This window comes from Pantoea sp. S61 (assembly GCF_016625145.1).
GTDB classification, from domain to species: Bacteria; Pseudomonadota; Gammaproteobacteria; order Enterobacterales; family Enterobacteriaceae; genus Pantoea; species Pantoea rwandensis_B.
Genome location: NZ_JACVUO010000017.1, coordinates 70938 through 93524 on the forward strand (window position 1 = coordinate 70938; position 22587 = coordinate 93524).

Sequence of the window (22587 nt, forward strand, 5' to 3'; positions counted from 1 at the left end):
ATCAGCTCGAGCTTTAAAAACTAGGTTTTGGCCGCCTCGTCAGGCCTTAGCCCGCCCAGGCGAGTTCCATGTGAACCCGCTAAGCTGGCCCAAACGCCAAACCCGAGATTCTCAAAGGTGGCGTAGTATACGCCGCTCAGCCCGAGTGCTCAAGTCCCGAACAAATAAAGATCCCGATGGATCGCGTGAAAATGCATCATTTCTGCTCAATCGGGCGGATGTTTTACAGCCATCCGCGTTCTGCGAAAGAGGTAAACTCGCCATGACCGATCACCAAATGATCCAGTAAGCGAATATTCAGCAGCGCGCAAGCCTGCCCGACTTTAACGGTGATATCGCGATCGGCACGGCTCGGTTCAGCAACGCCAGAGGGATGATTATGCGCCAGAATCACGGCGGCCGCGTTGAGTTTTAACGCTTCACGCACAATTTCACGTGGATGGACTTCAACACTGGCAATACTGCCGCTGAACATTTTTTGCGCCTGCAGAACCCGATGCTGATTATCCAAAAACAGCGCCATAAAAACTTCTCGCTCCTGATGCGCCAGCACACTTTGCAGGTAATGCCTTGTCACCTGTGGATTCTCCATCACATTTTCTCGCGCCAGCTGACTGGCGAAAAAACGTCGCCCCAGTTCAGCAACCGCATGCAGTTGAGTAATTTTGGCCGTGCCTACGCCTTTAATCACGCTCAGTTCTGTTTCATTTGCGGTCATGATGCGATATAGCGAGCCAAACTCGTTAAGCATTTGTCGCGCCAGTACCATCACCGGGATACCGTGGCTGCCGGTGCGCAAAAAAATCGCCAGCAGTTCTGCATCGCTCAATGATTCTGCGCCTGTGATGGCCAGTTTTTCTCGTGGGGCCAGTTCCGTCATGACATTCTCCTTCCTGGGTCAGGGCGATTGTGCGTATTTGCCAGGAGGCATACCAGCAAACCGGTCGCGATTTCAGAGCCATCTCGCAAAGGGCGCAGGCCGTGAAAAGGCGGTCGATGGATTTTGTGATAAAGTTGCCTGCATCTGCCGCATCACAGCGGCAATCCGTTTTGAGTTGAGGCAAAGAACATGACGGGATTAGCCGGAAAAAAAATTCTGCTCGGCGTCAGCGGCGGTATTGCTGCTTATAAAACACCCGAGTTGGTTCGTCGTCTGCGCGATCGTGGCGCAGAGGTGCGTGTCATGATGACTGATGCAGCGAAAGCCTTTATCACCCCGCTCAGCTTACAAGCCGTTTCCGGATATCCGGTGCTGGATGATTTACTCGACCCTGCTGCTGAAGCCGCGATGGGCCATATCGAGCTGGCGAAATGGGCTGATCTGATTGTACTGGCCCCCGCGACCGCCGATTTGATCGCACGCATCACGGCAGGGATGGCTAACGATTTGGTGACCACCGCCTGCATCGCCAGCGCAGCACCTCTGGCGATCGTGCCGGCCATGAACCAACAGATGTACCGCGCGCCGATCACCCAGGAAAATCTTCAGCGTCTCAATCAGCGAGGCGTTCTGATTTGGGGGCCAGACAGCGGCAGCCAGGCCTGCGGCGATGTGGGCCCCGGCCGCATGCTTGATCCGCTGGCAATTGTCGCCCATGCGCTGGAATGGGCCGCGCCCGTCAACGATCTGCAACATCTCAACATTATGATCACCGCCGGTCCAACCCGTGAGGCGCTGGACCCGGTTCGTTACATTAGCAATCACAGCTCCGGTAAAATGGGGTTCGCCATTGCCGCCGCAGCAGCAAAACGTGGCGCAACGGTGACACTGGTGGCGGGCCCGGTCACACTGCCCACGCCCGCTGGCGTCACGCGCGTTGATGTGGGGAGTGCACTGGAAATGGAAGCGGCGGTGATGGCGCAAATCAGCCAACAACATATTTTCATTGCCAGCGCTGCCGTGGCAGACTACCGGGCGGCAAACATTGCCGCAGAGAAAATCAAAAAACAGGGTGGCGATGATAACGTCACGCTGCAGTTGGTGAAGAACCCGGATATTGTCGCAGGCGTAGCGGCATTGCAGAAACATCGCCCTTATGTGGTGGGATTTGCTGCCGAAACCCAGAATGTGGAAGAATACGCGCGGCAAAAACGGGTGCGAAAAAATCTGGACCTAATCTGCGCGAACGATGTGGCGCAGGCAGGACAGGGATTCAATAGCGACACCAATGCTCTTCACCTTTTTTGGCAGGAAGGAGAGAAAGTCTTACCGCTCAGTGATAAGACGCTCCTTGGCCAACAATTAATAGACGAGATTGTCAGCCGTTATGATGAAAAAAATCGACGTTAAAATTCTGGATGCGCGCGTGGGTAACGAATTCCCACTGCCAACTTATGCCACCTCGGGTTCTGCGGGTCTCGATCTGCGTGCTTGCCTTGATGGTGCACTGGAGATCTCCCCAGGCATGACCACGCTGGTGCCAACCGGTCTGGCAATTCACATTGCTGACCCTGCGCTGGCCGCTGTGATTTTGCCCCGCTCAGGTCTGGGCCATAAGCATGGGATCGTGCTGGGCAACCTGGTGGGCTTAATCGACTCCGATTATCAGGGCCAATTGATGGTCTCCGTCTGGAACCGTGGTCAGGATAGCTTTACGCTGCAGCCTGGCGACCGTTTGGCACAACTGGTCTTTGTGCCTGTGGTACAAGCCGAATTCAACCTGGTGGAAGATTTTGACACCAGCGATCGCGGCGCCGGCGGTTTCGGCCACTCTGGTCGTCAGTAACACGCGACACTTTTCGCAAGCCATCTTTTTATCTCTCGTCGCCACGGGCCAAACCGCTTGTGGCTGACGAGGCAGTATTGCCTGTTTTTGGTGAATTTCAGGGGTCTTGAAGGTCATGGCAGAAAAAAAAGCCGCGAAACGGAATCGTCGCGAAGAGATTTTGCAGGCGCTAGCGCAAATGCTGGAGTCGGGCGATGGCAGTCAGCGAATCACCACCGCCAAGCTGGCAGCCAATGTAGGCGTTTCGGAAGCGGCACTCTACCGTCACTTCCCGAGCAAAACGCGTATGTTCGACAGCCTGATCGAGTTTATTGAAGACAGTCTGATTACCCGCATCAATCTAATCCTGAAAGATGAGAAAGAAACACACGCACGACTGCGTTTAATCGTGCAGCTGATTCTGGGATTTGGTGAGCGTAATCCGGGGCTGACGCGCATTTTGACCGGCCATGCGCTGATGTTTGAACAGGATCGTCTGCAAGGGCGCATCAACCAATTGTTCGAACGCATCGAGGTGCAACTGCGTCAGGTGATGCGCGAGAAGAAAATGCGTGACGGTGAAGGTTTCCAGACCGATGAAACACTGCTGGCGAGCCAATTACTGGCATTCTGCGAAGGATTGCTTTCCCGCTATGTGCGTTCTGAATTCCGCTATCGTCCAACAGCTGATTTTGAGAGCCGCTGGCCACTGATTGCGGCACAGTTAGTGTAGCGATTCATCAGGCGCGCCCATGATTGGGTACGCGATAAAGCACCGTGGTTCATCATCCGGTCGCCAGCGATGGCGACCGTGATAAAGCCGCGATGTTAAATACCGTACTCTTTACGATACGCCCGCACTTTCGCCAGATGGTCTGCCATTTCCGGCTTCTCTTCCAGATAATCAATCAGTTCCGCGAGCGTAATGATCGCCGTGACCTTGCACTGATAGTCACGTTCCACTTCCTGAATGGCGGAGATATCACCACGGCCGCGCTCCTGGCGATCCAGCGAAATCATGACGCCCGCCAATGTGGCATTGTGTGCGCTGATGATATCCATCGATTCACGAATGGCGGTACCCGCAGTGATCACATCATCCACCAGCATCACCTTACCCTGCAGCGGGCTACCGACCAGCAAGCCGCCTTCACCATGGTCTTTGGCTTCTTTACGATTGAAGCAGTAAGGCACATCGCGATCATGATGATCGGCCAGTGCGACGGCCGTGGTGGTGGCAATCGGAATCCCTTTGTAGGCCGGGCCAAACAGCAGATCAAAATCAACGCCGCCATCCACCAGCGCCTGCGCATAGAAACGTCCCAGCAGCGCTAAGTCACGGCCGGTATTGAATAAACCGGCATTAAAGAAGTACGGGCTTTTACGACCCGATTTCAGGGTGAACTCACCAAACTTTAGCACCCCTTTGTTCAGGGCGAATTCAATAAACTGACGCTGCCAGGCTTTCATTTCTCACTCCTCAAATAAAGAAAAGGCGACTCTATGGTCGCCTGTTATATCAATTTGTTAGCGCTGCTTTTTGCGCCTGAATCAACTGCTCAATGCCGCCTCGCGCCAGCGCCAGTAGCTGCAGTAATTCCTCATGGCTGAACGGCTCGCCTTCGGCGGTGCCCTGCACTTCAATCATGCGGCCATCTTCAGTCATGACGACGTTCATATCGGTTTCAGCCGCAGAATCTTCCACGTACTCCAGATCGCACAGCGCTTCACCGCCAACGATACCGACCGAAATCGCCGCTACCATGCCTTTTAACGGGCTGGCTTTTAACTTGCCCGCCGCAACCAGCGCATTCAGCGCATCGGCTAACGCGACGCATGCACCGGTAATCGACGCCGTACGCGTGCCACCGTCGGCCTGAATCACGTCGCAGTCCAGTGTGATGGTGAACTCGCCCAGCGCATCCAAATCCACCGCGGCACGCAGCGAGCGAGCAATCAGACGTTGAATCTCCAGCGTACGGCCACCTTGCTTACCTTTGGCCGCTTCGCGCGCCATACGGCTGTGGGTGGAACGCGGCAACATGCCATATTCCGCAGTGACCCAGCCCTGACCTTTGCCTTTGAGGAAACGTGGCACACCCTCTTCAACGGTGGCGGTGCACAGCACTTTGGTTTCACCGAACTCAACCAGCACGGATCCTTCGGCATGTTTGGTGTAGTGACGAGTGAGGGTGACGGGACGCACTTCAGATGCGTTACGGCCTGCTGGACGCATGGTTTCTCTCCGGCTTACTTAGGTTTGGCTGCGCATTATACGGACTTCGTGCGCGGCTGTCCTGCCTACATGCGGCACTTTTCCCGGATGAAATTTCGCCTCAGCTGTGGCTAAATGCGCCCTTTCCTCTCATAAAAAGACAAATGATGACAGCAATACTCCATTTCCTGCTGGCGCTGGTGGTGATCTTTGCCCTTGCGCTTTTGGTCAGCCATGACCGCAAACTGATTCGCCCGCGCTTTATTATTCAATTGCTGGTGGTTGAAGCGGCACTGGGTTGGTTCTTCCTGCATTCTGCGGGCGGCCAGTCTGTGGTGACCGCTGTCGGCGGCTTCTTTGAAACTTTATTGACCTTTGCTGCGCAAGGTACCGATTTTGTGTTCGGCAATATGGCGAAACAGGGACTGGCGTTTATTTTCCTCGGCGTGCTCTGTCCGATTGTGTTCATCTCCGCCCTGATCGGCATCTTGCAGCACTGGCGTATTCTGCCGTTGCTGATTCGTCTGGTCGGTACCCTGCTGTCGAAGGTGAACGGGATGGGCAAACTCGAATCATTCAATGCCGTGAGTACGCTGATTCTGGGTCAATCGGAGAACTTCATCGCCTATAAAGGTATCCTCGGCGATATCTCCGCACCGCGCATGTACACCATGGCCGCGACCGCGATGTCGACGGTGTCGCTATCGATTGTCGGTGCTTACATGTCGATGATTGATGCAAAATATGTGGTTGCCGCACTGCTACTGAATATGTTCAGTACCTTTATTATTCTGTCGATCATCAATCCGACACGCCCGGAAAATGAAGAACACATTGCACTGGATAAGCTGCACGAGGATCAGAGCTTCTTTGAGATGCTGGGCGAGTACATTCTGGCAGGTTTTAAAGTGGCGATGATTATTCTGGCGATGTTGATTGGTTTTATCGCCCTGATCGCCGCCATTAACGCTCTGTTTGCCGCGGTATTTGGCTACAGCTTCCAGCAACTGCTTGGCTATGTCTTCTATCCGTTTGCGTGGTTGATTGGCATTCCTTCTGCCGAAGCCCTGCAAGCGGCAAGCATCATGGCGACCAAACTGGTGGCCAATGAATTTGTGGCCATGATTGAGCTGAAGAAAGTCGCTGCGGAAATGTCACCGCGCGGTCTCGGCATTCTGTCCGTGTTTTTAGTGTCGTTTGCTAACTTTGCCTCAATTGGCATCGTGGCGGGAGCGATTAAAGGACTGAATGAGCGCCAGGGCAATGTGGTATCGCGCTTTGGCTGGAAGCTGGTTTATGGTTCCACGCTAGTGAGCCTGCTGTCAGCTGCGTTTGCAGGATTGTTCATTTAATCACAGCGGAGCGGCTAGCCAGCCGCTCTTTACAAGGCCGCGCCCATCAAAGCTGCCCTGTTCTGCTTTAGAACGCGACACACACCAGTGAATCGACACGCATCACCGACTCCTGATCGAAGCGCTTTTTATAAATGTCTCGCAGCGCATTGATGCTGTCAGAACTTGCACGGTCCGGCTGATGTATCAGCATTAACGCTTTGCTGTTTTCACGCGCCAGCTTTCCACCCTCTCCCAGCCACTGGCCTTTACCGTCATACACTGAAAGCCCGTCTTTGAATCGTGGTGTGACATCATTATCAACAAATTGCTGCCATTCGCTGCTGCTGATAACGCCGCCTTTCGGCTTGTTCATCCCGAACCACAGGGTGGTTTGCATCATGATGTCCCCTGAGCCGCACACAGCAACAGGAGCGGTATTCGGTGGGATCTGTTCAGGAGGTACAGCGGTTGTCTGGCATCCGGCCAGAAAGAAGACGAACGCCAACGGCATCGCCAATTTATTCAGCATCATAGCCTCAGACTGTTTAGGTATCACACAGGACATCATAGGGTGTGAAAGGTGGATACGTCATCCTTTTCACCGAAAGTTGCGCGCTGCGTTAGCTCATTGCGCTTATGCCTATCATGGTTTGGCTGCCATCACTATAATGCGAGGAACATTCCTGAAAATGAGTACAAGCTTATGATCCGCAGCATGACCGCTTACGCCCGCCGCGAAGCAAAAGGCCACTGGGGCAGCGCAGCCTGGGAAATCCGTTCGGTAAACCAACGCTATCTGGAAACCTACATCCGTCTGCCGGAACAATTTCGTAGCCTGGAGCCGGTGATTCGCGAGCGTATCCGTAATCGCCTGACACGCGGTAAAATCGAGTGCAACCTGCGCTTTGATGCCGACCCCAGTGCGCAAGGTGAGCTGCAACTGAATGAGGCGTTGGCGAAACAGCTGGTGCGTTCCGCCAACTGGGTGAAGATGCAGACCGATGAAGGCGCGATCAATCCGCTGGATATTCTGCGCTGGCCAGGCGTGATGTCAGCTCAGGAACAGGATCTGGATGCTATCAATACCGAACTGCTGACCGCACTCGACGGCGCACTGGATGACTTCATCATTGCTCGTGAAAGCGAAGGCACTGCGCTCAAAACCCTGATTGAGCAGCGTTTAGAAGGCGTGTCGCTGGAAGTCAGCAAAGTCCGTGCGCAGATGCCGGAAGTGGTGAAGTGGCAGCGTGAACGTCTGGTCAGTAAACTGGAAGAAGCGGAAGTGCAGCTGGAAAATACGCGCCTTGAGCAAGAACTCGTCATGATGGCGCAGCGCATTGATGTAGCGGAAGAGCTGGATCGTCTGGATGCGCACGTCAAAGAGACCTATAACATCCTGAAGAAGAAAGAAGCGGTTGGCCGCCGTCTCGACTTTATGATGCAAGAGTTCAACCGTGAGTCGAACACACTGGCCTCTAAGTCGATCAATGCCGATATCACGGCGTCAGCTATCGAGCTGAAGGTGTTGATTGAACAGATGCGCGAGCAGATTCAAAATATTGAGTAATACTGCCTGACAGCGATCAAGCCCCTTAACAGGGGGCTTGAGTGTTGAGTTGCTTCTTAACTTACATGTTCTTTGGCACAAAATGAGCAAATATATAGGACTAATTTTAAAAATAGTGTGTAACAGAATAAGGTGCGCTTACAATAAGCGCATTTCTCATTGACTGTAGTTACTCGAAATTATGCAAAACCGTCTCACCATTAAAGATATCGCCCGTCTTAGCGGAGTAGGTAAATCTACCGTTTCGCGCGTAATCAATAATGAAGAGGGTGTCAGTGAGTCGACCCGCCTAAAAGTTCTTAAAGTCGTTCAGGATCAGAATTTCAGCCCTTCAAAATCGGCCCGATCCATGCGGGGAGGGAGCGATAAGATCGTCGCAATAATTGTTTCACGATTGGACTCCCCCTCAGAAAACCAATCTGTACGCGCCATGCTTCCTATGCTTTATCAGCAAGGCTATGACCCGATTGTGCTTGAGAGCCAATTCTGTACTGACCGGGTTGCTGAACATCTGCAGGTACTGGAGAGGCGCAACATTGACGGTCTGATTCTCTTCGGCTTTTCCGGATTAGATATCAGCATGTTTACGCAGTGGCACCACAAAATGGTCATGGTTGCACGTTCGATGCCGGGAATATCCTCCGTAGAATATGACAATGCTGGCGCTGTCGAGCTGTTAATGGAACAGCTCATTAAAAGAAAAATTAAGAATATCAGCTATATTGGAGTTGAAGCAGAGGACGCAACCACCGGTCAGCAACGTTCCGAAGCCTATATAAACCAGTGCCGTGAACACGGTTTAGACGTGTCGATAGCCTTAGGCAATCTGAGCCATCAAAGCGGATTTGATTTAACCTCCCAGGTGCTAAAACCGGACACTCAAGCGGTGATTTGTGCTACAGACACCATTGCATTAGGCGTGCATAAGTACCTACAATTACAGGGTATCAGCGCTATTCAAGTGTGCTGCGTTGGAAGTCATCCTCTGTTAAATTTTCTTTTTCCAAACACCCTATCTGTACAACCGGGTTATCGAGATAGCGGAGAAGTGGCGGTTAAACAACTCATCTCTCAGCTTTTGGGCAACTCCCCCCCCCTTCAGCATGTGATTTCTGCGACGCTAGGTTTACCTGAGTAACGCCACTTTCATTGCAATGCCACTGTGATCACAAACACAAACTTGGGAACGTTCCCAAAAAGTTTGTGAATAACAGCACATTAATGGGAACGTTCCCAGACTTAACCATTTTTGTTTGTGTATTGTCTGCGCCAGAGGGTTAGAAAGGAGACATGCCTTTTTAGCCGTGATTAAACTCTAGAGCTAAAGGCTAAACAAAATGAGCAAAGACAAACAACAGGATGTTGAGTGCTTAATTGAATTTGTAGGTGGAAAATACAATATAGCGAGTGTGAGTCACTGTATTACACGACTGCGTTTTGTCTTAAACGATCCCGGTTTGGCATTTCCAGAAAAAATAGAAAGTTTACCGATGGTCAAAGGTTGCTTCACTAATGCCGGGCAATTTCAGGTGGTCATCGGTACGGATGTTGGGGATTACTACAGTGTATTAATGCACCTTACGGGTAGCCATAATCAAAATAAAGACGCGGTGAAGGTTGCCGCACGTAAAAATATGAGCGCGTTTGAACGCGCTATTTCACATTTCGCAGAAATATTTTTTCCCCTGCTACCCGCATTGATCAGCGGGGGACTGATTCTCGGTTTTCGTAACATTATTGGTGATATTCCAGTCAGTAACGGAAAGACACTGGCGCAAATCTCCCCTATCTGGCAAACACTGTATGACCTGCTCTGGCTGCCGGGCGAAGCTATCTTCATGTTCCTGCCTGTTGCCGTGTGCTGGTCAACGGTTAAAAAGATGGGAGGCACGGAAATACTGGGTATTGTGCTAGGCATTACGCTGGTCTCACCCCAGCTCATGAACGCCTATGGCCTGGGACAGCAAATACCTGAAGTATGGAATCTTGGTTGGTTTACTGTCGAGAAAGTAGGTTATCAAGCTCAGGTTATTCCTTCCATGCTTGCGGGCCTCGCCCTTGCCTTCATTGAAAATCAATTCAAAAAAGTCATCCCAAATTTCCTGCATCTGGTCATTGTGCCCGTCACTACCTTACTCCTGACGGTATTTCTGGCTCATGCCCTAATCGGTCCTTTCGGACGCATGTTGGGCGATGCGGTTGCCTGGGGCGTGAAAAGCGTCATGTCCGGTACCTTCGCACCTATTGGCGCTGCGCTTTTCGGCTTTCTTTATGCTCCTCTGGTTATCACTGGCGTGCACCAAACCACACTGGCGATTGACATGCAAATGCTGCAAAGCACGGGAGGAACGCCATTATGGCCATTGATTGCTCTTTCAAATATCGCCCAAGCTTCTGCCGTTGTTGGAATTATTTTAATCAGTAAAAAACAGAAAGAGCGCGAAGTTTCCGTTCCAGCCGCTATCTCCGCCTATCTGGGTGTCACTGAACCCGCGATGTACGGCATCAACCTTAAATACCGTTATCCCATGCTCTGTGCCATGGTCGGCTCCGCTCTTGCGGCACTGTTGTGTGGCCTTTATGGCGTGAATGCCAACGGAATTGGCGTTGGTGGCCTACCCGGCATCCTCTCAATTAAACCGCAGTTTTGGGGTGTATTTGCCGTAGCAACGCTGGTCGCAATAGTTGTTCCAGCCGTTCTTACTTCACTGATCTATAGACACCAAAACCACTCATCTCAACAAGAAGCGACACAAAGCCAGGACGCCAGTTATGGAACAACTGAATAGTAACCCGTGGTGGAAAAATGCGGTCATTTACCAAATCTATCCAAAAAGCTTTCAAGACAGCACGGGCAATGGACAAGGTGATATCAATGGGATCACACAACGTCTGCCCTATTTAAAAAAACTCGGTATCGACGCGATATGGCTTACGCCAATGTATGTTTCACCGCAAGTTGATAATGGATATGACGTCGCCGATTACTGCAATATTGATCCCAGTTACGGCACGTTGGCTGATTTTTTACAGCTAATCGCCACTGCGCATCAATATGGTATTCGTGTCGTCATGGACATGGTTTTTAATCATACTTCGACACAGCACCCGTGGTTTAAACAGGCAGAGAATCCTGAAAGTCCGTATCGGGATTTTTATATCTGGAAAAGCGCAGGGCAAAAAGGAGCGCCCAATAATTGGCAGTCAAAGTTTGGTGGAAGCGCATGGCAATGGCATGAACAAAGCCAGCAATATTATTTGCACTTATTTAGCCATCAACAGGCCGATCTCAATTGGCAACATCCGCCCGTGCGCGAAGCGCTCAAAAATGTATGCCGGTTCTGGGCAGAACTCGGCGTAGATGGTTTGCGCCTTGATGTGGTCAATCTGGTTTCAAAACTTCATGATTTTCCCAATGACACCCAAGGTGATGGGCGGCGTTACTACACCGATGGCCCGCATATTCACGATTACCTGCAGGAGTTCAGCCGCGAGATTTTTCAGCCACTGCAACTGATGACGGTGGGTGAAATGTCATCCACTTCACTGGAGCACTGCCGCCAATATGCCGCTATTGATGGTCGCGAATTGTCGATGACCTTCAATTTTCACCACTTAAAAGTGGATTATAAACAAGGGGAAAAGTGGAGCCTTGTTGCCCCTGACTTTGTTGCTTTAAAAACCATTTTTAGACGATGGCAGCAAGGGATGCATGGCCATGCATGGAATGCACTGTTTTGGTGTAACCACGACCAACCGCGCATTGTTTCTCGCTTCGGTAACGACGATCAATGGCGTGTGCTTTCCGCCAAAATGTTGGCCATGCTGCTTCATGGCATGCAAGGCACTCCCTTCATCTATCAAGGTGAAGAGATTGGCATGACCAATCCAGGTTTCAACGATATTTCACAGTATCGAGATGTTGAAACACTGAATCTCTACTCTGCCTATAAAGCACAGGGACGTGATGAAAGCGCATTAATGCGCACCCTTGCCTGCAAATCTCGCGATAACGGACGCACCCCAATGCAGTGGGATACCTCACCGCATGCCGGATTTTCTCAGGCTGAACCATGGATTTCACTATGCGAGAACTTTCGCGAAATCAATGTGGAACAAGCACTAAGTGATCCAGACTCCGTGTTTTATCTCTATCAGCAACTCATTCATCTGCGTAAAACACTGCCCGTGCTTACCGAAGGCAATTACATCGATTTGTTACCCAATCACCCATCACTTTGGTGTTACACACGCCATGCCACGGGTCACTCAACGCTTAAGATCATCGCTAATCTCAGCAGTTCAACCCAAACGCTTGATTCCACAATGTTGAGTGGCCGCCTACTGCTGAGTAATTATCGGCGCAATGCCGCTAATACTACTTTACGCCCCTACGAATGCCTCTACCTCACTCTTAAATAACTCAATAAAAAAGGAAATAATCATGAATAAACCAGGGAAATCAATGCGCTTAATTCCGCTGTTAGGACTTATCGTTGTGGACCCCGTAATGGCAGTCGATTTCGGTGGCTATGTGCGTTCTGGCATTGGATGGAGTAGCAAAGGAGGTGAGCAGCAATGTGCCCGCACCACGGGGGCAAATGGATCTTTCCGGTTGGGCAATGAATGCGAGACCTATGCAGAACTTAAACTGGGTCAATCCCTTTGGGAGTCTAATGAACAGCGTTTTTATCTTGATACTCTTGTCGCGTACGCTGTGTCCCAGCAGAATGACGTAGAGAGCGTGACGCCTAATTTTCGTGAGGCCAATATTCAAGGCAAGAATCTGATTGAGGCGTTGCCTGGCTCAACGTTATGGGCGGGTAAACGTCTTTATCAACGCCATGATGTGCATATGATTGATTTTTACTACTGGGACATTTCTGGTCCTGGCGCAGGATTAGAAGATATTCATACCCCAGTCGGAAAATTTTCATTTGCAGTGACACGCAACACCGAAGCAGGCGGGTCGTGGGGATTTATTGAGAATCAAATGAAGTGGCAACCCACGATCAATGACACCTTTGATGTGCGCCTGGCGGATATTGAAACCAATCCCGGGGGCACACTCGAACTCGGCGTTGACTATGGCCGTGCCCAGGTGCAGAAAGGTTTTTCACTCACAGAGGGTGCCTCAACACGTGGTTGGATGGCAACGGCCGAGCATACGCAAACATTAAAGAAAGGATTTAATAAGTTTGTCTTCCAATATGCCACTGACGCGATGACCTCCCAGCGGACAGGCCGGCCTGAAGGAGCCAGTGTTGATAACAATGGCAGTATGATCAGGCTCATTAATCATGGTGCTTTCGATATCAACGATAAGTGGGGACTGATGTATGTCGCGCTTTATCAAAATGTAGATAGAGACAATCAGAGTGGATCGACATGGTATAGCGCGGGTGTTCGTCCAATGTACAAATGGACGCCGATAATGAGCACGCTGCTTGAGCTAGGTTATGACAGTGTCAAATCGCAGCAGGTTAATGAACGCAATAGGCAATACAAGCTCACTCTGGCACAGCAATGGCAGGCAGGAGAAAGCATCTGGTCACGCCCTGCCTTACGCCTGTATACAACTTATGCGAAATGGAATGAAAACTGGGGCTATGCTTCTGCAAACGATAGCGGATACCGCAAGGATCTGGCAATGCGAGATACTCCAGCAAAAACCTACAGCCGAGGGTCAAACAACGAAATTGCATTTGGTGCTCAGATTGAAGCGTGGTGGTAACTGATTTAGTGCGCAGGTGTTCTACTTGCGCACTATTCGTTTTAACCGAAAGGCAGTATACATATTCATCTGTTGTTGATGTGATTAGCCGATTTTTGAAATTTCGCAATGTAGGTTAATTGAAAAGATCGGTATACATTCATGATATTGTTTGACCAGGTATGAAGGTCGAACTCAGCTCACAGCTTCATTCATTGTGTAAAAACATCTATAATTCAATTAAGTATATACAATTTACATCATCATTTTTTTAAATTTCCTTATCTCAATGAAACCTCTCAATCCTGGAGATTGCAGAGATTACGTTTCTTTGAGGGCACTATTTGCTAATCTACTGGTCGTAATTAACACAGCCGTACCGCCAGGAATTCATGGACACCCTTCTTTGTGCGATACACCCACTCTCTCCCTGAAGGCGTTATGAAGAAAAACGGGCAGTTCAATTCTAAACTTTTGCATCCCCGCTACTGGTTTACCTGGTTTGGGCTGGGTGTGCTGTGGCTGCTGGTGCAGCTTCCCTATCCTGTTTTAATTCGGCTTGGCGCCTCTGCCGGCAAGCTGTCGCGCCACTTCCTGAAGCGTCGTGAGCGCATTACCCGCCGCAATATTGAACTTTGCTTCCCCCATATCAATGAGGAAGATAAAGAGGTATTGATCGCGGGTAACTTTGAATCCCTTGGTATGGCGCTGGCAGAAACCGGCATTGCCTGGTTCTGGTCTGATGCGCGCGTTCGCCGCTATTTCCATGTTGAAGGTTTGCATAACCTGCAACATGCCCAACGAGATCAACGTGGCGTGATGGCGATTGGCGTGCATTTTATGTCGCTTGAGCTGGGGGGTCGCATCACTGGGCTGTGTCAGCCGATGATGGCGATGTATCGTCCGCACAATAATCAGGCAATGGAATGGGCACAGACGAAAGGTCGTATGCGATCGAATAAGGCGATGATTGATCGTCGCGATCTGCGCGGTATGGTGCAGGCGTTGAAACAGGGCGAAGCCGTCTGGTTCGCGCCAGATCAGGATTACGGCCCTAAAGGCAGCGTTTTCGCACCGCTGTTTGCTGTCGAAAAAGCGGCTACCACCAATGGCACCTTCGTATTATCGCGCTTGGCTAAACCGGCCATGCTAACGATAGTGCTGATCCGCAACAGCGATAAGAGCGGCTATCAGCTCATCATTCAGCCGGAGTTGCAAAACTATCCGTATGAAGATGAAGCGGCTGCCGCGGCATACATGAATAAAGTGATCGAGAAAGAGATCCTGCGCGCACCTGAGCAATACTTATGGCTGCATCGCCGCTTTAAAACTCGCCCACCGGGTGAAGCGTCACTTTACGTCTAATCTGTTGATGCAGCAGGCATTCTCCTGCTGCCCCTTCTGCACTGCTCACATTTACCAACCATTCTTAACGAAAAACAGGTTTGTCAAAAATTGCACAGACTCATGTAATGGTATGCTCTCTTCTATTCTGACCAAAAACATGAACCTGCTATTTACCACTAAACCACGCGCGCTGCTGGCGCTTGCCGTGGCCAGCGCACTGCTGGCTGGTTGTGCCAATCCGCACGGCTTACATCCTCATAACTCATTGCTCGATGCCAACTCACTGCAAGCCAATGCATCCCTTAGCGGCGCGCATTTCAGCGCAGCAAACTGGCCGAAAACCGAATGGTGGCAGGGATTTAACGATCCACAGCTGAATCGGCTTATTGCTGATGCCATGACTTCAAGCCCGGATCTGCAGGTGGTGAATGCGCAGGCCGATAAAGCCAATGCGCAGGTCATTGCCGCCGATGCTGAGCGCTATCCCGATGTGGACCTCAATGCCGGAATCACGCGTTCACGTGTGGCAAAAGTCGACGACCCGCTTCTGCAAGGGAAAAGCTACAGCACGCTGCGCACTGCCAATATCGGCATGAGCTACACCTTTGATCTGTGGGGCGGTAAGAAAGATGCGGCAGAAGCCGCGCTGGGCCAGGCGCGCGCCAGTGAGTTAGAGCGTCAGGCCAGCCAGTTGACACTCGCCGTCAACGTGACGCGTGCCTGGAATAACCTCAACCTGGCCTGGTCGAACGCTGAACTGGCAAAGCAGAATGCCGATCGTTCCAGTGGCATCGCCAAAATTCAGCAGCAGTATGTCAGCGCCGGTCTGACGTCCGACTATCAATATAAGCAGGCGCTGTCGCAGCAAAAAACCGCTGAAGCAACTCTGACCGAAGCCAGACAGAATGTCACCGATGCTGGCATTCAACTCTCCACGCTGATCGGCAAAGGGCCCGATTACTGGCACCAACTGAAACCGGCGAAAATGAGTGTCCCAATTGCCGCCACGCTGCCGGGTAATATTCCAGCGGAGCTTTTGGGCCGTCGCCCGGATGTGGTGGCAGCACGCTGGCGCGTAGAAGCGGCATCAAAACAAATTGCCGCAACCAAAACCGAGTTCTATCCCAACATCAACCTGGTGGCGGAAGCCGGTACACGTTCACTGCTCGGCGATGCATTTTTCGGTGCACCCAGCCGATTCTTTAACGTGGGTCCAAGTCTGTCTCTGCCGATCTTCGATGCCGGCAAGCGCCGCGCCGATTTAGCCGAAAGTGACGCTAACTATGATCTGGCCGTGGCGCAGTACAACAAGCTGCTGATTGGCTCCCTGGGTAATATCAGCGATACCATTACGCAACTGCAGTCGATTCAGGATCAGCTGGCGCAGCAGCAGAGCGCGAATCAACTCATTCATAGCGCATGGGATGATTTAAACCGTGAATACACCGCAGGATTGCGTCCGTACCTTGATGTGCTAACCATTCAGAACCAACTCATCGAGTCCGATCAGAAACTGGTGGCGTTACAAGCGCAGCAGATCAATCTGGCGGTGGTGCTGATTGAAGACCTGGGGGGCGGATTCCAGAACGCTAGCGCTTCAGCTAAGGGATAAGCTGACGGCTGGCATTCTGCCGCACATTAATGAATGATAGTCCGCACCTGGAATACTCTGCGGATTATCATGATGGAACAGAATGCCAATGCCGGCTGGTTACGGCCGCTTATCGCTGACCGACTGACGCCTTATCTCGAAATTGATGCGACGCGTCTGCAACGTAATCTGCAACACATGCAGCAAAAAGCCGATGCTGCGGGTGTCGCGCTGCGCCCACACATTAAAACCCATAAGAGTGTCTGGATTGCCGAGCAGCAACGTCAATCAGGTGCGCGTGGGATTACCGTGTCAAAACCCAGTGAGGGTATTGCCTTTATCCTTGGCGGGGAGCGTGATGTACTGCTGGCTTATCCCGTTGTTCACGCCGATACACTCACTGAATTACTGGCTGTCGCCGTGCAACATCAGGCGCGTGTCACCTGTATTGCCGACTGTACTCTCGGCGTCACGGCCATTGCTCAAGCGCATCGCCAGCAGCCCAGCTGTGAACTCTCTATCGCCATTAAAGTCGATGTGGGATTGCATCGCGTGGGGGTTGATCCGCACAGCGGTGACGCCGTGGCATTGGCGCAGCAGATTAAAGCAGCGGGATTGCCTTTTGCCGGACTGGTTTCGCACGCCGGCCATGCTTACGGCGCAGGTCATGCCGAGGCTATTGCTGAAGTTGCACAGCAAGAAATCATATTAATGCACCAGGTTCAGCAGCAATTGATCGCTGCAGGCTTTGCGCATTGCCCCATTTCTGTTGGCTCTACGCCTACAGCACTGGCCGCGCCGGTGGCTGAAGGCAGCGACGAGATTCGTCCGGGAAATTATGCGCTGCTGGATCTTACCGCCTGGCGCCTGGGGCTGTGCACGCCCGATGCACTGGCACTCAGCGTGGTAACACGTGTCGTGGCGGTGAATCCGCATTACGCGATTATTGATGCCGGCTCCAAGATGCTCAGCTCTGATAAAGGTCCGCACGGCACTAACGCCAGCGGTTTCGGTATCGCCGTTGATGAGCAGGGCAACCAATACGACGTTCTGAAGCTTTCGGAAGAGCATGGCTTTCTGCAATACGGAGATCATGCTCCGGCGCGTGGGGCTCTGCTGCGCATCTTCCCCAATCACAGCTGCGCGGTAGTGGCTCAATCTGACCGCTTTGTTTTACGCCATCAGGACGGCACAGCAGAGACGAAGGATATTCAGGGACGTGGCAAGTTTATCTGATAGCAGGATATTTACTGGAAACCTCTGTTGCAGCACACTTCCACTATCCTGCCATTTGCAGCGGAATCCCCTTCAGTTAAGGTACTCTTTGCTGTAGGCAGTCTCATCATTCTGTAGGGTACGGCCTTAAGACCGCCATTTTACTGTGGCGGTCATCATTCATCTCCAGAAGCCACCCTTACGGATTCCCTGCCTTTCATTCGCCTAACGGAGGTTCCATGCTGCCATCTCAAACAGTCACGCTGACCATTCCCCGCAACTGGTTAGATTTATATGAAACCATCTGGAAACCTGAATGCTTTGCCAAATGGGCCAGTGGGCTAAGTGCCAGTACGCTCACGCAAGAGGGTAACTACTGGAAAGCCAAAGGACCTGAAGGTTCAGTGAAAATCCGCTTCACGCCACATAACCCCTTTGGCGTCATGGATCATTGGATCGATACCGGCAGCGGTAAGGAGATTTATATGCCGATGCGCGTGATTGCTAACGAAAAGGGAGCCGAAGTGGTGATGGTGGTTTATCGCCAACCCCTTATGTCTGATGAAAAATTTTCTCAGGATGTTGCCTGGGTAAAACGCGACCTGGATCAACTTCTACACCTGTTAACTCATTAGAATCAATGCATTATAAAAATCGTAATGCTTTAATTTTCGCTGGAAGTAATCCATAAAAGAGTCAATTTTTTCCACGTAATAGCGTTTAACTGTTTAACGATGATATCTGCTCCTTTTCGTGCTAATCACCAGTCTGGCTAAAGTCTTCTCACCAGGAAAATTCCTGGTGAGAGCACGTCACCTAAATCTTAGTCCCTCTGATTTATCGGTGTTTTTTCTTACTTATTCAAATGACTTGTTTAATCGCCGATCAAAATGTCTGACATAACTTATTAATCGCTCAGCCGTCCCCTTATCTATTCTGATGCAAAGTCTGAAACCATTTATTCCTGAAGTTCATTTATAGGAGTTTTCTTATGGTGTTAATTTAATTAAAACACGGTATAACTCATTCACACACAGCAATACCCGATAATAACAACAGCAGGGAAATAACATGGATCGCTCAACCTATCCTTTGTTGTCTGAAAAAGAATTTGTTGAGATTGCCAGTAGGATACTGGCCGGGGAATATAATAATTCAAAGGGATTTTATGATGATCTTGCGGATTTCCTCCGAACAGGAGGAGATACCGCTGAGACAATGAAATATTTACGCGCCAGGGGCATCTCTTTAAATTCAGAGCATCATTTAATTGAATGCATCTTTACGTGGCAAACTCTAAAAGGCATTTCAGGGCTGCGTCAGGACACGCTGCATTGATGTGATCTGTACTCTGGGCAGGCGCCCGGGTGAACCCTTAATTGCATTGGTACATGTACCATAACGAGCAGAACATGGCGATAAGAGAAAAAAGTTTGGCCAGCGCCAAATGGTCAATTTTGTCATCCATAAAAATCGTCGGCATTGGTGTTTTACAGCTTTCACTTCTGGCACAAATACTTCAGGCAAACGAGTTAGATTTACTCGCCATTGCCATTGTGATGTTATTGATTATTGATACGCTTGCCGATCGTGGGTTTGGTAATTCAGTTATCAGAAATATAAACCTTAATAACAGCGAACTTTCCATTCTCTACTGGGGAAATGTGTTAAGTGGCATGATGATATTCGCCGTGCTGTTTATTGGTAGTGATTTATATAGCCGAATAATGAATCAACCGGAAATGGCGATTATGCTGGAAATGATTTCGGTGATTTTCATCATTATTCCGCAAGGGCAACATTATCGCGCCATATTACAGCGTGAGAAACAATTCTCGCGTATCGCCTTCACAGAAACCTCATCGGTGCTGGTAGGCCTGGGTGTCACACTGTTTACCGTATGGCTGACCCCTTCAGTGTTGTGCGCTATCTGGGGCTACCTGGCCATGGTATCCATCAGAATGCTGGTCTACTGCTACTACGGTCGTTCCTGGTTCCAGCCAGAATACCGTTTTAGCCTGAAAAGTTTCGCTAACGTGCGAGCAAGAAACGGATAATAAAAACAAGTCTGTATGGTGGGCTCTGGGCATCTGAGAAGATGCGTTCGCGTGCTGGTCGCCAGCACGCTTTTTTCTTTTTTGATACGGTTAACATCTCTTCTTCCCCGTCCTCTTACCTCTCAGACCTGCACGATCACACGGAGCACATCACATTTTTTAATGCGAAAGCATAACGCACGCCTGATTTATCAAGCGGGTTAAGCCTGTTAGCATGTGCGGCATCAAAACAGCTAATCCGATGATGTCTGCTTTAGAAATACTCAGTGGTCGATAGCTGAGGAAATCTTTAGGCTGGCCGCCGATCTTTTGGAGTGCTCTATGTTATTAACCGTTCTCTACATTATTGGTATCACCGCCGAAGCTATGACCGGTGCGCTGGCCGCTGGTCGCCGCAAAATGGACCTGTTTGGCGTCATCATCATTGCGTCCGTCACTGCAATCGGAGGCGGCTCGGTGCGTGACATCTTGCTCGGGCATTATCCGTTGAGTTGGGTTAAAAACCCGGAGTACATCATGATAGTGGCCGCCGCTGCGGTGGTGACCACTTTTGTTGCCCCTTTAATGAATCATCTGCGTAAAGTGTTTCTGGTACTGGATGCGCTTGGCCTGGTGGTGTTCTCCATTATTGGCGCGCAGGTCGCGCTGGATTCTGGTCATGCCTCGATCATTGCCGCTATTGCCGCCGTGATCACGGGGGTTTTTGGTGGCGTGCTGCGTGATATGTTTTGCAATCGCATCCCGCTGGTATTCCAAAAAGAGCTCTATGCCGGTATCGCATTTGCCGCAGGCTGGCTCTACATTCTGCTGCTCAAAACGCCGCTTCCCCATGAAGCCGTGGTGATCATTACGCTGCTGGCCGGCTTCATTGGCCGCTTATTAGCGCTGCGCTTCCGCCTTGGCCTGCCGATCTTCAACTATCCCCACCCCGAGCATTGAAGGTGCAGCAGGAATTTCCTGCTGCTGTAAAAAGCGAATCAGTTGCTGTAACTCCTCATCCTGCAGCATGGTCACAATTCGCTCTGCCAGCGTGCGCCCGATGCCCGGTAACTGCTGCCACTCTTCTGTCGAGCGAGCCAGTAACGCTGTCCAGTCGTTATCCGGTAAGGCCTGCAACGCGGAACGGGGAAGCGGTAGACCTAATGCGCTCACCCAGCGCCGAAAGGGTTGCTGACGTGTCTGTTGGAAACGCTGCCAAATCTCTTGTGCCCGCGCAGAGGACATCCCGCTGTCGTGCGCGATCTCTTCTGGCGTTAACGTCAGCCAGGAGAAAAGATGGGTGATCGCGCCACTGTTCAGTAATCGCTGCCAGCTACTCCGTTGCACGCCAGGGATGTTCAGCACCGATTTCTGACTGAGCCAGCTGAGGCGTGATAAAAACTGCAGCCGGCAATCCTGATTGAAGTGCAAACAAGACAGCGGATTAAATTCGCCCTGCTGCGGTGTTAAAGGATAATCGCGCCCTCTCACCCGCCAAATTACTCGCTCTAAGCGAGGAATCCCCTGACCGGCTAACGTGACTATCACTTGATCACCTGCGATGACATCCAGCTCCCGCCATCGCCGCAGCGATCCAAGATTCACTCTGCGCACGGTTTTATCATCCAGCTGAACGGGAATGAGGTTCAGCACCACGGCAATTTTCCCTGTGCGCCCTACATTGAAATCCACGGACAGCACTTCACTGCTGACTTCAACCGGCTGATATTTCCACGCGGCGGACCAGTGTCCCTGACCAGGCTGCCAGTCCCGCCCGGCACCGACGGGTGATTGATGGATCACGACGCCATCGGTGACGAACGGCAAAGATGCACGGAACCAGCGATCGCGCCACACCTCCGCCTCCTCTTCGTTCTCGATTGGGCGGCTCCAGTCCTGCGCCAGACCGAATCCCCAGCGTGATAACTGCGCCAGTCGAGCGGGCATCTGAATTGGACCATCGGGCCATGCCCAGATAAAAATGCCGAGATCTGCCAGCAGCGGGGAAGCTTCATGACGCATCATCGCACCCGCCACCTGCGCTCTGGCGTTTCGCCCTCCGTCACGTGCTTGCTGATGATCGGTCATGAGCAGAAACAGCTCACCTTGCAGCACCACCTCTTCGCGCTCGGTGTCGATGTGCGGTGGAATTGCCGGAATATGATGGGCTTTGCTTACCCACTCTTCCCCACGCAGGCCATCGCCGCGACTCACCAGAGAAACCAATTGCCCGCATCGATACACCAGCGTTACCGCTACGCCATCGACTTTCGGCTGTATCCACAGTGGCGATTTATCCTGCATCCAGTAAGCCACTGCCAGCTTGTCACGCAGTTTCCGTACCCCTGTGTGTGCCACCGGATGTCGGGTACTACCGTCCGTTGTGGGCTGCGCTTTATAAGCCTGTTGATCCGGCGTGAAGCAGCGCTGCCAATGCAGTAAGCGTTGCTGCAGGCTGTCATAGTCCCCATCGCTAACCAGACTCGTGCCCTTGCGATAGTAGGCATCATCCCAGTGCCGTAGCTGGCTATGTAATTGAACTATCTCTTGTTCGGCGCGCACCGGTGACCAGTTAGGGCACAACGCTTCAGCCCCGCAAGCCGCAGTGAAAAACCAGCAACACAGCCACCACCATCCTTTCATCGTTGCTCTCCTTTTTGTCTATTGGAGAGTGCGATGAGGGCAATGACCAGTGCTGAAGGTGATAAAGAGCAAACGTATTCCCGGTTTTTTAAGCCGTTTGCAGCGGCTTACCGCGTTGTCTGGCGCGGGTTCACAGAAAAAGAATTACCTTAGCCCAACGGCAAACGCTGCGTGGCACCGTTAAGCCGTGTATACTGTGCAGGAAATCGACTCCGCTCTTT

At 51.3% G+C, this 22587-nt stretch carries 21 protein-coding genes; 16 read left to right on the forward strand and 5 right to left on the reverse strand.

Features of this window, described 5'->3' with window-relative positions; translation table 11 throughout:
* Positions 1-223: 223 nt before the first annotated feature.
* Positions 224-880, reverse strand: a complete 657-nt coding sequence (radC, locus tag IAE30_RS23965) for a DNA repair protein RadC (RefSeq protein WP_038644038.1) — start codon at positions 878-880, stop codon at positions 224-226.
* Between the two features lie 189 nt (positions 881-1069).
* On the opposite strand from radC, the gene coaBC reads away from it, so the two are divergent.
* From coaBC to slmA, 3 genes are all read left to right on the forward strand, one after another.
* Positions 1070-2290, forward strand: a complete 1221-nt coding sequence (gene coaBC / locus IAE30_RS23970) for a bifunctional phosphopantothenoylcysteine decarboxylase/phosphopantothenate--cysteine ligase CoaBC (RefSeq protein WP_038644036.1) — start codon at positions 1070-1072, stop codon at positions 2288-2290.
* Positions 2268-2726: a dUTP diphosphatase gene (gene dut / locus IAE30_RS23975; RefSeq protein WP_034823835.1), complete on the forward strand. Its 459-nt coding sequence runs from the start codon at positions 2268-2270 to the stop codon at positions 2724-2726. The genes coaBC and dut overlap by 23 nt, the downstream gene beginning before the upstream one ends.
* Before the next feature lie 115 nt (positions 2727-2841).
* The gene (slmA, locus tag IAE30_RS23980) at positions 2842-3438 is read left to right on the forward strand and encodes a nucleoid occlusion factor SlmA (protein WP_038644034.1); all 597 of its coding nucleotides are present in this window, start codon (positions 2842-2844) and stop codon (positions 3436-3438) included.
* A gap of 95 nt (positions 3439-3533) precedes the next feature.
* Here slmA and pyrE read toward each other — a convergent pair whose 3' ends face one another.
* Both pyrE and rph read right to left on the reverse strand, forming a co-directional pair.
* On the reverse strand, positions 3534-4175 hold the full coding sequence (pyrE, locus tag IAE30_RS23985; protein ID WP_034823839.1) for an orotate phosphoribosyltransferase: 642 nt from the start codon (positions 4173-4175) through the stop codon (positions 3534-3536).
* A 49-nt stretch (positions 4176-4224) separates the two neighbouring features.
* A complete protein-coding gene (gene rph, locus IAE30_RS23990; RefSeq protein ID WP_034823841.1) occupies positions 4225-4941 on the reverse strand; it encodes a ribonuclease PH in 717 nt (238 codons plus the stop codon).
* Between the two features lie 146 nt (positions 4942-5087).
* Between rph and IAE30_RS23995 the strand changes: the two genes are divergently transcribed.
* A complete protein-coding gene (locus IAE30_RS23995; RefSeq protein WP_038649789.1) occupies positions 5088-6272 on the forward strand; it encodes a NupC/NupG family nucleoside CNT transporter in 1185 nt (394 codons plus the stop codon).
* 67 nt (positions 6273-6339) lie between these two features.
* Here IAE30_RS23995 and IAE30_RS24000 read toward each other — a convergent pair whose 3' ends face one another.
* On the reverse strand, positions 6340-6783 hold the full coding sequence (locus IAE30_RS24000) for a DUF3574 domain-containing protein (protein WP_200539251.1): 444 nt from the start codon (positions 6781-6783) through the stop codon (positions 6340-6342).
* 174 nt (positions 6784-6957) lie between these two features.
* Between IAE30_RS24000 and IAE30_RS24005 the strand changes: the two genes are divergently transcribed.
* The 12 genes from IAE30_RS24005 (at position 6958) to IAE30_RS24060 (ending at position 20683) form a co-directional block, all read left to right on the forward strand.
* Entirely contained in the window at positions 6958-7821 is an 864-nt protein-coding gene (locus tag IAE30_RS24005) for a YicC/YloC family endoribonuclease (RefSeq protein WP_045815725.1), read from the forward strand.
* A gap of 181 nt (positions 7822-8002) precedes the next feature.
* Entirely contained in the window at positions 8003-8959 is a 957-nt protein-coding gene (gene treR, locus IAE30_RS24010) for a trehalose operon repressor TreR (protein WP_038644031.1), read from the forward strand.
* 199 nt (positions 8960-9158) lie between these two features.
* Positions 9159-10610, forward strand: coding sequence for a PTS trehalose transporter subunit IIBC (gene treB / locus IAE30_RS24015; protein ID WP_200539250.1), 1452 nt, complete (start codon positions 9159-9161; stop codon positions 10608-10610).
* The gene (gene treC / locus IAE30_RS24020; RefSeq protein ID WP_038644030.1) at positions 10594-12243 is read left to right on the forward strand and encodes an alpha,alpha-phosphotrehalase; all 1650 of its coding nucleotides are present in this window, start codon (positions 10594-10596) and stop codon (positions 12241-12243) included. Before treB ends, treC begins: the two co-directional genes overlap by 17 nt.
* A 43-nt stretch (positions 12244-12286) precedes the next feature.
* Positions 12287-13555 carry a maltoporin gene (locus IAE30_RS24025; protein WP_200681129.1) on the forward strand — a complete coding sequence of 423 codons (1269 nt, stop codon included), beginning with the start codon at positions 12287-12289 and terminating at the stop codon, positions 13553-13555.
* Between the two features lie 420 nt (positions 13556-13975).
* Positions 13976-14899 (forward strand): kdo(2)-lipid IV(A) palmitoleoyltransferase, encoded by a 924-nt coding sequence (gene lpxP / locus IAE30_RS24030; protein WP_038644026.1) that lies wholly within the window; start codon positions 13976-13978, stop codon positions 14897-14899.
* Between the two features lie 112 nt (positions 14900-15011).
* The gene (locus tag IAE30_RS24035; RefSeq protein ID WP_234465589.1) at positions 15012-16493 is read left to right on the forward strand and encodes an efflux transporter outer membrane subunit; all 1482 of its coding nucleotides are present in this window, start codon (positions 15012-15014) and stop codon (positions 16491-16493) included.
* Between the two features lie 72 nt (positions 16494-16565).
* On the forward strand, positions 16566-17708 hold the full coding sequence (locus IAE30_RS24040) for an alanine racemase (protein WP_369801880.1): 1143 nt from the start codon (positions 16566-16568) through the stop codon (positions 17706-17708).
* Positions 17709-17926: 218 nt separating this feature from the next.
* Entirely contained in the window at positions 17927-18322 is a 396-nt protein-coding gene (locus tag IAE30_RS24045) for a hypothetical protein (protein ID WP_034823851.1), read from the forward strand.
* Between the two features lie 436 nt (positions 18323-18758).
* The gene (locus IAE30_RS24050) at positions 18759-19025 is read left to right on the forward strand and encodes a hypothetical protein (protein WP_200681122.1); all 267 of its coding nucleotides are present in this window, start codon (positions 18759-18761) and stop codon (positions 19023-19025) included.
* 74 nt (positions 19026-19099) lie between these two features.
* Positions 19100-19744: an oligosaccharide flippase family protein gene (locus IAE30_RS24055; protein WP_038649777.1), complete on the forward strand. Its 645-nt coding sequence runs from the start codon at positions 19100-19102 to the stop codon at positions 19742-19744.
* A 321-nt stretch (positions 19745-20065) separates the two neighbouring features.
* Entirely contained in the window at positions 20066-20683 is a 618-nt protein-coding gene (locus IAE30_RS24060; RefSeq protein WP_038644022.1) for a trimeric intracellular cation channel family protein, read from the forward strand.
* Here the strand turns inward: IAE30_RS24060 and ligB are convergent.
* Positions 20624-22366, reverse strand: a complete 1743-nt coding sequence (gene ligB / locus IAE30_RS24065) for an NAD-dependent DNA ligase LigB (protein ID WP_038644021.1) — start codon at positions 22364-22366, stop codon at positions 20624-20626. The two genes, IAE30_RS24060 and ligB, sit on opposite strands and share 60 nt — an antisense overlap.
* Positions 22367-22587 lie beyond the last annotated feature (221 nt).